At 72.0% G+C, this 12,365-nt stretch carries 12 protein-coding genes; 3 read left to right on the top strand and 9 right to left on the bottom strand.

What is annotated here, in order from left to right:
• The first annotated feature begins 17 nt into the window (after positions 1 to 17).
• Together OIU81_RS14640 and OIU81_RS14645 are read left to right on the top strand one after the other, a co-directional pair.
• Entirely contained in the window at positions 18 to 431 is a 414-nt protein-coding gene (locus tag OIU81_RS14640; RefSeq protein ID WP_329147815.1) for a hypothetical protein, read from the top strand.
• A gap of 30 nt (positions 432 to 461) precedes the next feature.
• On the top strand, positions 462 to 1,190 hold the full coding sequence (locus OIU81_RS14645; RefSeq protein WP_329147817.1) for a nucleotidyltransferase family protein: 729 nt from the start codon (positions 462 to 464) through the stop codon (positions 1,188 to 1,190).
• A 381-nt stretch (positions 1,191 to 1,571) separates the two neighbouring features.
• Here the strand turns inward: OIU81_RS14645 and OIU81_RS14650 are convergent, their stop codons facing one another.
• The 7 genes from OIU81_RS14650 to OIU81_RS14680 all read right to left on the bottom strand — a co-directional run bounded on the left by OIU81_RS14650 (position 1,572) and on the right by OIU81_RS14680 (position 8,670).
• On the bottom strand, positions 1,572 to 3,197 hold the full coding sequence (locus OIU81_RS14650) for a DoxX family protein (protein WP_329147819.1): 1,626 nt from the start codon (positions 3,195 to 3,197) through the stop codon (positions 1,572 to 1,574).
• Positions 3,198 to 3,355: 158 nt separating this feature from the next.
• A complete protein-coding gene (gene rlmB, locus OIU81_RS14655; RefSeq protein WP_329147821.1) occupies positions 3,356 to 4,312 on the bottom strand; it encodes a 23S rRNA (guanosine(2251)-2'-O)-methyltransferase RlmB in 957 nt (318 codons plus the stop codon).
• 128 nt (positions 4,313 to 4,440) lie between these two features.
• On the bottom strand, positions 4,441 to 5,835 hold the full coding sequence (gene cysS, locus OIU81_RS14660) for a cysteine--tRNA ligase (RefSeq protein ID WP_329147822.1): 1,395 nt from the start codon (positions 5,833 to 5,835) through the stop codon (positions 4,441 to 4,443).
• Positions 5,836 to 5,959: 124 nt separating this feature from the next.
• On the bottom strand, positions 5,960 to 6,364 hold the full coding sequence (locus OIU81_RS14665; protein ID WP_329147824.1) for a PPOX class F420-dependent oxidoreductase: 405 nt from the start codon (positions 6,362 to 6,364) through the stop codon (positions 5,960 to 5,962).
• A 137-nt stretch (positions 6,365 to 6,501) separates the two neighbouring features.
• Complete coding sequence (ispF, locus tag OIU81_RS14670; RefSeq protein WP_329147826.1) at positions 6,502 to 7,035, bottom strand: 2-C-methyl-D-erythritol 2,4-cyclodiphosphate synthase; 534 nt, start codon at positions 7,033 to 7,035, stop codon at positions 6,502 to 6,504.
• On the bottom strand, positions 7,022 to 7,768 hold the full coding sequence (gene ispD, locus OIU81_RS14675) for a 2-C-methyl-D-erythritol 4-phosphate cytidylyltransferase (protein ID WP_329147828.1): 747 nt from the start codon (positions 7,766 to 7,768) through the stop codon (positions 7,022 to 7,024). The genes ispF and ispD overlap by 14 nt, the downstream gene beginning before the upstream one ends.
• Positions 7,769 to 8,187: 419 nt before the next feature.
• Positions 8,188 to 8,670, bottom strand: coding sequence for a CarD family transcriptional regulator (locus OIU81_RS14680; RefSeq protein WP_003953493.1), 483 nt, complete (start codon positions 8,668 to 8,670; stop codon positions 8,188 to 8,190).
• Between the two features lie 830 nt (positions 8,671 to 9,500).
• Here OIU81_RS14680 and OIU81_RS14685 point away from each other — a divergent pair.
• Positions 9,501 to 10,145: a DUF461 domain-containing protein gene (locus OIU81_RS14685; RefSeq protein ID WP_329147830.1), complete on the top strand. Its 645-nt coding sequence runs from the start codon at positions 9,501 to 9,503 to the stop codon at positions 10,143 to 10,145.
• Positions 10,146 to 10,259: 114 nt separating this feature from the next.
• Here the strand turns inward: OIU81_RS14685 and OIU81_RS14690 are convergent, their stop codons facing one another.
• The gene (locus OIU81_RS14690; protein WP_006603892.1) at positions 10,260 to 10,940 is read right to left on the bottom strand and encodes a response regulator transcription factor; all 681 of its coding nucleotides are present in this window, start codon (positions 10,938 to 10,940) and stop codon (positions 10,260 to 10,262) included.
• Complete coding sequence (locus OIU81_RS14695) at positions 10,937 to 12,259, bottom strand: sensor histidine kinase (protein ID WP_329147833.1); 1,323 nt, start codon at positions 12,257 to 12,259, stop codon at positions 10,937 to 10,939. Before OIU81_RS14695 ends, OIU81_RS14690 begins: the two co-directional genes overlap by 4 nt.
• Positions 12,260 to 12,365 lie beyond the last annotated feature (106 nt).

The following is a 12,365-nucleotide window of genomic DNA, read 5'->3' on the forward strand; positions in this document are numbered from 1 at the left end:
TCGCTACCATCTCGACCGTGAACTCCGCAGCCCGCCGCATCGGCAGAACTCTCGCCCTGGTCCTTCCCGTCGTCCTCGTGCTGTCCGGGACCCTCGCGGTCACCCGCGTCCCCTGGGCATCGACGGCCACCGACTCACAGGTGCTGACCGCGTCCACCGGAAGCGCCGCCAAGGCCGCGCACCTCGCCCCGGAGGAGGCCCTGCGCCAGCGCCTCCTGGTCGAGCTCCAGGAGAAGGATCCGGGCACCGCCCTGACCCACCTCCAGGAGGCGACCACCAAGCGGCCCTCGCTGGCCAAGCACTGCGCGTCCATCGCCCGTGACCTCGGCCGTGCCGCGGTCGCCAAGTACGGCGCCGCACACCGCGCCCAGGCCTTCTCCCGCCCGGTCTGCGACACCTCCTTCGCCACCGGCGTCGCCGCCGCCCAGTGACCCCCGCGCGCACCGCATAGGGTGCGCACCATGACAGGTGCCCAGCATCCTCATCCCACGCAGGCCGTGGTCCTGGCCGGCGGCCAGGGCTCACGTCTCCGCCCGTACACCGACGACCGCCCCAAGCCGATGGTCGAGATCCCCGGAACCGGGACCCCGATCATCGGCCATCAGCTGAACTGGCTGGCCGAGGAAGGCGTCACGGACGTGGTCGTCTCCTGCGGGCACCTCGCCGGCGTCCTCCAGGACTGGCTGGCCGACGCCCCACTCCCCTTGCGCGTGACGACCGTTGTCGAGACCGAGCCCCTGGGCCGCGGCGGCGGGCTCAAATACGCGGCCGGCTCGCTGCCCCGCCCGGACGAGCCCTGGTACGCCACCAACGGCGACATCTGGACCCGCTTCCCGCTCCGTGAGATGGCCGCCTTCCACCACGAGCGTGACGCCGAGGCCACCCTCGCGCTGGCCCGCCCCCACATCCCCTGGGGTGCCGTGGAGACCGACGCGTTCGGGCATGTCCTGGACTTCATCGAGTCGCCGCCGTCGCCGTATCTCATCAACGCCGGCGTGTACGTGTTCTCCGCCGCCTTCACGGACCTGCTCCCCACCCGCGGCGACCACGAGCGCACCACCTTCCCGCGCCTCGCCCGCGAACGCCGGCTGGCCGGTTTCCCGCTCCCGCAGGGTGCCTACTGGCGCGCGATCGACACCGCCAAGGACCTCACCGAGGCCGCCAAGGAGCTGAGCGCGCACGGGCGTTGAGGCAGCGGAGGGCGTGGAGGGGCCGTGGGACCCGTTGAGACGAGGCCACGGAGCCCACTGAGGCCGTGAAGGCCGCAGCAGGCCCTTGAGGCCGTTGACCGCAGCCGCCGCCCGCGCGGGCCCCGCCCTGAAGCGGTCGGCTCTCACACCCGTCCGTGGCCGCGCTCTCCGCCTCCCTCGCCCGCCACGCCCTCCTCGTCGCCGGGCTCCCCGCCCTCACCGCTCCCCCGCCACCACGCTCCCGTACCCGCCTGTCCCGTACGGATCCGCTCCCACACAGGCCAGTCCCCGACCACCCCGCCCTCCCCGTACCCGCCGGTGGATACGGCCGTACGGAGCGAGCGGGGCGATCGGGGACAGGTGCGGGCGGCGGGAAGCCGGTCAGCCCAGGAGGCCGCCGAGGGTGTCGCCGCGGCTGGAGTCGCCTCCGGAGCCGCCGTTCCCGGAGCTTCCGGTGCCGGTGGTGCCGCCGCCGGTGCCGCCCGCGCTGGTCGGCACCCGGCTCGGTACCGGGGCGCGGCGGGTCGGGACGGTCTGCTGCGGCGCGCTGGTGGTCGCCCCCGGCTGCTGGGAGAGGCCACTGGTGCTGCCCGCCGACCGGCCGGTGCCGGGCGCCGAGGCGGACGGGGTGCCGGGCTTGTGGGCCTTGCGCGAGGCGTCCGCGGAGGGCGTGCCGGGGCGCGGGGCAGCGCTGCCGGGGTGCCGCTTGCCGGGCCGGGCGGTGTGCTTGGGGCGGGGCAGCGGGGAGCCGGGCAGGTTGTTGATCGCGGGCTCGCCGGGCCGCGGGACGGTCGCCACCGTGGCGGACCGCACGGCGCCGCCCAGCAGCGAGCCGATGAGCAGGGTCAGTCCGGCCACCATCGTGGTCATCATGGCGCCGCGGCGCAGCACCCGGCGCCGCAGGTCGGCGACCTCGACGCGGGGACCGAGCCGCCGCCAGGCCTCGCCGGCCAGCCGGCCGTCCATGGAGTAGACCGGGGCGCCCGCGATGATCAACGGGCTCCAGGCGGCGAGGTAGATGATGTGGGGGGCGTCGTAGGCGGGGATGGTGCGCCAGCTGACGGTCATCAGCAGCGCCGCGGACAGCAGGGCGCCGATCGACGCGGCGACGCGCTGCCACAGCCCGCAGATGGTCAGGACGCCGACGACGACCTGGAGGAAGGCGACGGTCAGACCGGCGCCGACCGGGTGCGAGACGGCGAAGTCCCGCAACGGCACGGCCAGTGCCCAGGGGTCGAGCGCCTGCAGCCACTTGACCATCGAGCCCCGCTCGCCGCCGTCGAAGTAGACGGGGTCGCAGAGCTTGCCCATACCGGCGTAGACGGAGATCAGGCCGAGGAAGATCCGCAGCGGGAGGAGGACGACGCCGAGGTTCATCCGGCGGCCCGGGTAGTACGCATGCCGCACGGACTCGGCGCCACGCCGCTTGGCGCCGGGGTCGTAGCCGTCCGGTGCCTCGAAGCGGTCGTCGTCGTAGCCGTCGTCGAACCGGCCGCGGTCGCGGTAGGGAGGGTTCCGGTAGGGATCGCTGTCGTATGCGCCGCCCACGGGGCGTACGCCGCGCAGCAGGGAGTCGGCGTCGGCGGGGCCGCGCTGTCCGATCACGGTCTGGGCGGGGGCGCCGTCGCCGAGACGGATCCGGGGCAGGACCTGGGTCGTGCCGACGTCCTCGGCCTGGCCGCCGTCGAGGCCGATGCCCGCGTCGCGCACCGCGTGCAGAAGCTGGCTGGTGGCGCCTGCCGTGCCGCCCGGTGCGGTGCGGCCGCTCCACACCACGGGTGCCCGGCGTCTGGCACCGGCGGCCGGGCTGCGGAGGGCGGGGATGCGCGCGGTGTCCACGGCGTGGCGCGCCACGGGCTCGGCGAGCTGTACGCGGAAGCTGGCGTGGTTGACGATGACCTGCGCGGGATCGCACGGCACCTTGACCGAGCTCAGGCCCGGCTCGTCATCGAAGCCCGGCGAGCGTCCCCCCGTAGGCGTGCGGGGTGTTCTGGTGTCCACGCTCATCTAACCGAGTGACCCGCGCTTAAGACACTGCCTTGACCGGGTCGATCTGTCCGAGACCCGTCAAAAAGATCACGGGATAGCGCAAAGACCTACCGTGGGTCAGGCCTTGCCCCAGGGTGGGGCACCGGTACGTACCGACCACCCCGGGGCACCAGGACTCAGCCGCGGCGGCGCGCCGCTTCCCACAGGACGACACCGGCCGCGACACCGGCGTTCAACGACTCCGCGCCGCCCGGCATCGGGATCCGCACCCGGACGTCACAGGTCTCGCCGACCAGCCGCGACAGGCCCTTGCCCTCGCTGCCGACCACGATGACGACCGGGCCGTCCAGCGCCGCGACGTCCTGGAGCTCCAGCTCGCCGTCCGCGGCCAGACCGACGACCGTCAGACCGGCCTTCTGGTACGACTCCAGGGTCCGGGTCAGGTTGGTGGCGCGGGCGACCGGCGTCCGGGCCGCGGTGCCCGCCGAGGTCTTCCACGCACCGGCCGTCATACCGGCCGCGCGGCGCTCCGGCACGACCACGCCGTGGCCGCCGAAGGCGCACACGGAGCGGACGACCGCGCCGAGGTTGCGCGGGTCGGTGACGCCGTCGAGCGCGACGATCAGCGGGTCGTCGCCGTTGTCGAAGGCGGCCGCGGCCAGGTCCTCGGGGTGCGCGTAGTCGTACGGCGGGACCTGGAGGACCAGGCCCTGGTGGTTGAGGCCGTTGGTCATCCGGTCCAGCTCGGGACGCGGCGCCTCCATCAGGTTGATGTCGCCGCGCTCGGAGGCGAGCTGGAGTGCGGCGCGCACCCGCTCGTCGCTGTCGATGAACTGCTGGACATAGAGAGTGGTCGCGGGCACGCCGTCGCGCAGCGCCTCGAAGACCGGGTTACGGCCGACGACCAGCTCCGCGGTGCCCTTGGCGCCACCGCGGCGCGGCGCCGGGCGGCGCGCCGCGGCCTGCTTCGCCTGGGCGTTGGCGACGCGGTTCTTGACGTGTCCCTTACGAGCGGAGGCGGGCGGGGTCGGGCCCTTGCCCTCCAGGCTCCGGCGCCGCTTGCCGCCGCTGCCGACCTGCGCGCCCTTCTTGTTGGACGTGCGGCGGTTCCTGCGCTGGCTGTTGCCGGCCATGGGTCACCTGTTTCTTCACTGCTCTCGACGTCTCGCGACGTGGAGTGGGTACGAACGTATGGAATGAGTGTCGCCCGAGGCCACCGGGACGGTCGAATCCGGGTGGCCTGCGAAGGGCGGGAGGGGGGTCAGGACAGCGACCACCGGGGGCCGGAGGGGGTGTCCTCGATGGCGAGTCCGGACTGCTGGAGCTGGTCGCGGATGGCGTCGGCGGTGGCGTAGTCCTTGCGGGAGCGGGCGGCCTGGCGCTGTTCGAGGACGAGGCGGACCAGGGAGTCGACGACGCCGTGGAGGTCCGCACCGCGGTCCGTGCCGCCGGCCCAGCTCTCGTCGAGCGGGTCCAGACCGAGCACACCGAGCATCGCCCGCAGCTCGGCCAGCCGGGCCACCGCTGACTCCTTGTCGTCGGCGGTCAGTGCGGAATTGCCCTGGCGGACGGTGGTGTGCACGATCGCGAGCGCCTGCGGGACGCCCAGATCGTCGTCCATCGCCTCGGCGAACGCCTGCGGCACCTCGGCCGCCGGCTCGACGGCCTTCCCTGCTTTTTCCACGACTCGCTGGATGAATCCCTCGATCCGCGCGAACGCGGACTCGGCCTCGCGCAGCGCGTCCTCGCTGTACTCGATCATCGAGCGGTAGTGCGGGGTGCCCAGGTAGTAGCGCAGCACGATCGGGCGCCAGCGCTTGACCATCTCCGAGACCAGCAGGGAGTTGCCCAGCGACTTGGACATCTTCTCGCCGCTCATGGTCACCCAGGCGTTGTGGGTCCAGTACGCGGCGAACTCGTCGCCGAAGGCCTTGGCCTGCGCGATCTCGTTCTCGTGGTGCGGGAAGATCAGGTCGATGCCGCCGCCGTGGATGTCGAACGCGGCGCCCAGGTACTTGTGCGCCATCGCCGAGCACTCCAGGTGCCAGCCGGGGCGGCCGCGGCCCCAGGGGGTCTCCCAGCTGGGCTCGCCCTCCTTGGCCGCCTTCCACATCGCGAAGTCGCGCGGGTCCCGCTTGCCGGTCTCCCCCTCGCCGGAGGGCTGGAGGAGGTTGTCCAACTCCTGGTTGGACAACTGGAGATAGCCCGGGAAGGACTTCACGTCGAAGTAGACGTTGCCGTCGGCGGCGTAGGCGTGCCCGCGCTCGATCAGGCCGCGCATCATCTCGATCATCTCGGGGATGTGGCCGGTGGCGCGCGGCTCATAGGCCGGGCGCAGGCAGCCGAGGGCGTCGTAGGCCGCGTTGAAGGCGACCTCGTTCTCGTAGCCGACCGCCCACCACGGGCGGCCCTGCTCGGCCGACTTCTTGATGATCTTGTCGTCGATGTCCGTGATGTTGCGCACGAACGTCACGTCGTAGCCGCGGTAGGCGAACCAGCGGCGCATGATGTCGAAGTTCAGGCCCGACCTGATGTGCCCGATGTGCGGGGCGGCCTGCACGGTGGCACCACAGAGGTAGATCGAGACACAGCCCGGCACGAGCGGGGTGAAGTCGCGAATCTGCCGGGCGCTGGTGTCGTACAGGCGAATCGTCACGGAACCAGGGTAGTCGGAACGAGGCAGTGCCCCGCGACCCACAGGGCCACGGGGGAAGGGATCGGCGCCAACCGCCCGATTCGCCGGAAGTGTCCGACGGAGCGCGGCGGGGCCGGCGCCGCCGTCAGATGCTGCCGACCACCTTGCGCGGGGTGATCCGGACGACGACCCGCGGGGCGTCGCCGCCCGCGGCGGGGTTGAAGTCGGCGTACGGCTTGCCGGTGTACTTCTGCGACAGCTCGTCGATCAGCTGCTGACCGCCCTCGGTGCTGAGCGAGGCGGCGCCGCGCACCTCGGCGTAGGTGTACGGCGCGTCGAAGGGCTGGATGACGACCGAGACGCGGGGGTCGCGCCGGATGTTGGCCTCCTTGCGGCGGCCGAGGGTGGTCGAGAACAGCAGATCGTCGCCGTCCCGCTTCACCCAGACCGGGGAGACCTGCGGACTGCCGTCGGGCTGGATCGTGGCCACGGTCACGAAGACCGGGGAGTCCAGGAGCTGCTTGAGGTCGTCGGACAGGGTGGCGGTCACGAGGGGTCCTTCCTGCGGGCCGAGCCGGTGGACACGAACACTCCGATCCTCCCCCAACAGCCGTGCGGCACCCGGAATTCCCGCGCCATCCGGGGGAATGCCGGGCGCCGCCACGCGCCTCGCGCCGGGCCGGGACGTCAGGCCGTACGGAAGACGAGCGCGGTGGCCACCGCGGCCAGGCCCTCGGCGCGGCCGGTCAGCCCCAGCCCGTCCGAGGTCGTCCCGGAGACCGAGACCGGCGCCCCGACGGCCGCCGACAGCGCCTTCTGCGCCTCGTCCCGCCGCTTGCCGACCTTCGGGCGTACGCCGATGACCTGCACCGCGACATTGCCGATGGTGAAGCCCTCGGCCCGGACGATCCGCGCGGCCTCGGCCAGCAGGGTCACGCCGGAGGCGCCGGACCACTCGGGGCGGCCGGTGCCGAAGTGGGCACCCAGATCGCCGACGCCGGCCGCCGAGAACAGCGCGTCACAGGCGGCGTGTGCGACCACATCGCCGTCGCTGTGGCCGGCCAGGCCGTATCCGTCACTCTCCGCGGCGTCCCACAGCAGCCCGGCGCACCAGAGCTCACGCCCCTGCTCGAAGGCGTGCACGTCCGTGCCGATGCCGACGAGGGGCAGCACGGGGGGCTCGGCGGCCGGGCGGGGCGCGCTCTGCTCAGACATAGCCATCGGTGGCCCTCCTGCGGGCGAGTACGGCCTCGGCCAGGACCAGGTCCAGCGGCCGGGTCACCTTGAACGCCTCCTCGTGGCCAGGGACGACCACGACCGGCGAGCCGAGCCGTTCGACCAGCCCGGCGTCGTCCGTGGCGCCCTCGCCCTCGACGACGGTGTCGTGCGCCTTGCGCAGCGTCGCCAGATCGAAGCCCTGCGGGGTCTGCACGGCCCGCAGCAGGGACCGCTCCGGGGTGCCGACCACCGGCTCGGGCGTGCCCGGCGGCTGTGGGTCGACCTGCTTGACGGTGTCCGCCAGCGGCAGCGCGGGGACGACGGCGGGCGCACCGGCCCGGACGGCGGCGACCACCGCATCGACCGTGTCGGCCGGCACCAGCGGGCGCGCGGCGTCATGCACCAGCACGACCTCGATGGTGTCCGGGAGCGCCGCCAGACCGAGCTGTACGGACTCCTGGCGGGTCTGTCCGCCGGGGACGACCACGAGGTCGGTGCGCTCGGCGAGCGGATGCTCGTGCAGGAGGCGGCTGACCTCGGTGGCGCCGTCGGGTGGGGCGACCACCACGATGAGCGAGACGGCACGGGAGGCGGCCATCGCGCGGACGGCGTGCACCAGCATGGGAGTGCCGCCCAGTGTGCGCAGTGCCTTGGGAGTGCCGGGACCGAGCCGGACACCGCGGCCGGCGGCGGGAATCACCGCGGCGGTGCGGACCGGGCGGGAGGGATCTGACATCGATGACTCCGAAGTCCGGGGCGAGCCCGGAATTGGCGCAGACAGGTTTGTTTCCTCGGGCGGGGTGGGTATGGCCTGGGGGTGCCCCCTGCTCCTGGAGTCTGGGGGAGTGCCGGGCGCGACGCCTCGACCGGACCCTTCCGTGACACGGTTCGAGACAGCTGCCCGGGCCCGGCACGCCACAGTGAGTCGGCGGTCCTCGGCGAGGTTCATGAGTCGTGTCATGAATCGCCGATTCGCCAGCAGATATGCCGCAGCGCCCGGCAACAGACCACTCCGCTTGGGAAGCGGTCGTCACTCGGGCACCGCGGCATTACTACGTCGGCATTGCTATGTCGTCGCTGCGTCGGCCACTTCGCCGGCGGACGCGTGACCCACGCATGCATGACCCTCACACGCTTGACCCACACACAGCGTCGTCAGGACGCGAGCACCTCGTCGAGCAGGGCCTCGGCCTTGTCCTCATTGGTGTTTTCCGCGAGAGCGAGTTCGCTCACCAGAATCTGGCGTGCCTTCGCGAGCATGCGCTTCTCACCGGCGGAAAGCCCGCGCTCGCGCTCACGCCGCCACAGGTCGCGCACCACTTCGGCAACCTTGATCACATCACCGGAAGCGAGCTTCTCGAGATTTGCCTTGTAGCGACGGGACCAGTTCGTCGGCTCTTCGGCATACGGTGCGCGAAGCACCTCGAAGACCCGGTCCAGCCCGTCCTGACCAACCACGTCGCGTACGCCGACGAACTCCGCATTGTCCGCTGGCACACGAACAGTCAAGTCGCCCTGGGCGACCTTCAGCACCAAGTAGGTCTTGTCCACGCCTTTGATCTGGCGAGTTTCGATGGCCTCGATCAGCGCGGCCCCGTGATGGGGATAGACCACGGTGTCGCCAACCTTGAACGTCATGTGACAGGTACCCCTTCCGTGGCTATCCATGCTAACACGGGAACGGGCCGTTCTGAATGGCGTTTTCGCAGGTCAGGGCATATCTCGGGGCTTGACAACAGTAACCGGAACGTGCTGCGAGGGGCCTCGGAAGGCGGGTATTCGCAGGTCGGAGGGGCTGCACGGGTGAGTCGAAACACGCCCGCCACACACCGGGAGAGCGCCGTTCGAGGGGCTGAACGTCCCGTTTTGCGCAGATCCACATGAGCGAGTTCCGCTACTCCGTTCGGCTGCTCGGGGACCTCTCCCGAGCGATTCTCGAATTGATCACCACGCGCGGGCCGAAGAGTGTGATCAATTCCGCGAGGCCTTCACATTCCCTGCGAATACTGCTTTTCGCCGGGGGAACCTGCCGGCCGTCACCCGAACGGCCGCTTGTCGAAATTTCGGCCACGTTCTCGGTGTGTGTTCTCGTGATGCGGCCGGATCTGTGCGCCGAGGTGTGCGCCCTCGGTGTGCCGCTCCGCGTCCCTTCCGTGGCGCCCGCTCTCCTTTCTTCCGTTCCGTGCCCGCCTGCGCGGTGGCCGGCGCCCCTCCGGCCTCCGGGGGCCGCGCCCGAGGTCCGGGGCCGGAAACCGGCTGCGAGCGGCGGTGGCGGGCCCCTGATCGCGCTGGGGGCGGGTCGGGTGCGGCGGCGTGAGGACGGCTCGGTAACCTAGCGGCGCTGACACACCCTTAGGGCGGCTTTACGCACCCGTCGTCGTGACGCGTACGCAGTGCCGCCCCAGCCGTCCATCCGCGACCGGGCACGAAGTTCGGCCGCCGTAGCTCGTCAAGGAGATGCCGCCGCCGTGAGCCGCAGCCTTCGACGCGGCGTCCTCGCCGCCACCGTCCTTTCGCTCTCGATCGCCACGCTGTCCGCGTGCGGGGCCGGGAACGACGCCCAGACGCTGGGGGTCAAGCCGGACAACGCCGCGACCTCCGTCGGCGATATCAAGATCCAGAACGCGTCCGTCATCACCCAGCCGGACGTGAACGCCAAGGGCCCGGCCGCGATTTCCGCGACGGTGTTCAACACCGGCGCCAAGGACCAGAAGCTGACCGCGATCTCCGTCGACGGCACCGGCCAGTCGGCCAAGCTCTCGCCGGGCGGTTCCGGCAAGGGCCAGGTCACCGTGCCCGCCGGCGGGTCCCTCGTGATCGGCGGCAAGGGCGCCGCCTCGGCCGTCCTGGCCAGCGGCCGGGAGGCCGTCAAGGACGGGAACGCCCAGCCGCTGACGTTCACCCTGAGCTCCACCGGCACGGTCAAGATCAACGCCTATGTCGTCCCGGCGAAGAGCTACTTCGCGGAGTACGGGCCCTCCCAGGTGCCGCAGCCGTCCGGTTCGCCGTCCCCGTCGGGTTCCGGCAAGCCCTCCGCGTCGGGCAAGCCGTCGGGTGCGCCCAGTGCGTCCGGTTCCGGCAAGCCCTCCGCGTCGGCGGGCAGCGGCCACTGACACCGGCCGGCACAGCACGACGTTCAGGGGCGCCTCTCCGGTCCGGAGGGGCGCCCCTGCGCGTACGGCGGCCCCCAGCCGGGCGGGCCGGCGGCTGAGCCGCTCAGGCCGCGTTTACGGCTCGAACTTGTAGCCCAGGCCGCGGACCGTGACGAGGTAGCGCGGTGCGCCCGGGTCGGGCTCGATCTTGGCGCGCAGCCGCTTGACGTGCACGTCCAGGGTCTTGGTGTCGCCCACGTAGTCGGCGCCCCAGACCCGGTCGATGAGCTGCATACGGGTCAGCACCCGGCCGGCGTTGCGCAGCAGCATCTCCAGGAGGTCGAACTCCTTGAGGGGCAGATCGACCTTGCCGCCGGAGACCGTGACGACATGGCGGTCCACGTCCATCCGGACCGGCCCGGCCTCCAGGGCCTGCGGGGTGACCTCCTCCGGCTCCCCGCGACGGCGCAGCACGGCACGGATACGGGCGACGAGTTCGCGGGAGGAGAAGGGCTTGGTGACATAGTCATCGGCCCCTATCTCCAGACCGACGACCTTGTCGATCTCGCTGTCCTTGGCGGTCACCATGATGACCGGGACGTTGGAGCGGCCGCGCAGCTGGCGGCACACCTCGGTGCCGGGCAGGCCCGGCAGCATCAGGTCGAGCAGGACGAGGTCGGCGCCGTTGCGCTCGAATTCGTCCAGTCCGTCGGGGCCCGTGGCCGCGATGGCGACCTCGAAGCCCTCCTTGCGGAGCATGTAGGACAGCGCGTCGCTGAACGATTCCTCGTCCTCGACGACAAGCACTCGGGTCACGGAAGGACCTCCGGGGCTGGGTGAGCAGGGAGTGGATCGTTGAAGGTCTCGTACGGGCGGTCCTCGTCGTCGAGGCCCTCCGCGGAGAGGTCGGCAGGGCGGTCGCGGTCGCGGCCGGCCCCGGCTTCCGGGAGACGCAGGGTGAAGGTCGAGCCTTGTCCCTCAGCGCTCCACACCGTGACCTCCCCGCCGTGCGAGGCGGCCACATGCTTGACGATGGCGAGACCGAGGCCGGTTCCGCCGGTGGCGCGCGAGCGCGCCGGGTCCACGCGGTAGAACCGCTCGAAGATGCGGTCCCGGTCCCTCTCGGATATCCCGATGCCCTGGTCGGTCACCGCGATCTCGATCAGGTCGCCGCCGGGGGCGGAGACCCGCCGCCCGGCGATCCCGACGCGGGTGCGCGCCGGGGAGTAGTTGACGGCGTTCTCGACGAGGTTGCCGAGGGCCGCCGCGAGCTGGCCGCGGTTGCCCCAGATGCTCAGCTCGGCGCCGGCGCCCCCGGGCCGTGCGCCGCCGCCGCGGGCGGCGGAGCCGTCGGGCCCGCCGATCGACGTGGCCATGGTGATCTGCTTCGCGCCGGCCTGCTGGCGGCAGCGGTCGATCGCCTCGGCGACGAGTTCGTCGACCCGGACCGGCTCGGCGTCCTCCAGCGGGTCGTCGTTCTGCACCCGGGAGAGGTCGATGAGCTCCTGGACGAGGTTGGTCAGGCGGGTGGCCTCGTTCTGCATCCGGCCGGCGAAGCGCTCGACGGCCTCGGGGTCGTCGCTGGCGTCCATCACGGCCTCGGAGAGCAGCGAGAGCGCGCCGACGGGCGTCTTGAGCTCATGGCTGACGTTGGCGACGAAGTCGCGGCGGACCGCTTCTATGCGGCGGGCCTCCGTGAGGTCCTCGACCAGCAGCAGGACCAGCCGGGAGCCGAGCGGGGCGACTCTGGCGGAGACCGCGAGCGCCTCGCCACGGCCGGTGCCGCGGCGCGGCAGATCCAGCTCGACCTGGCGTATCTCGCCGTCCCTGCGGGTGTCGCGGGCCATCTGCATCATCGGTTCGACGGCGAGCTTGCCGCCGCGGACCAGCCCGAGGGCGTAGGCGGCGGAGCTGGCCTTGACGACGGCGTCGGCCTCGTCCAGCACCACGGCGGAGGAGCGGAGCACGGACAGCACGGTGTCGACCCCGGGCGGCAGCACGGCGTCCGTGTGCAGGGAGGTGCGGGTGGGTTTGGCCTGGTCGCGTTCGCTCCAGCGGAACGCCAGCATGGCGAAGACGCCGGTGCACAGGCCGGCGATCGCTGCCACTGCGGCGACGGCCGCGTCCACGTTCATGACTCCAGGTTATGCGCCGGGTCGGACACTTCCCCAGGGTTGCGGGGCGCTGCCCGAACACCCGTCGCCCAGAGTTCACCGTGGCGTCCGCGCTGGTTCACTCCGG

It is taken from the genome of Streptomyces sp. NBC_01454 (assembly GCF_036227565.1).
Taxonomy (GTDB): domain Bacteria; phylum Actinomycetota; class Actinomycetes; order Streptomycetales; family Streptomycetaceae; genus Streptomyces.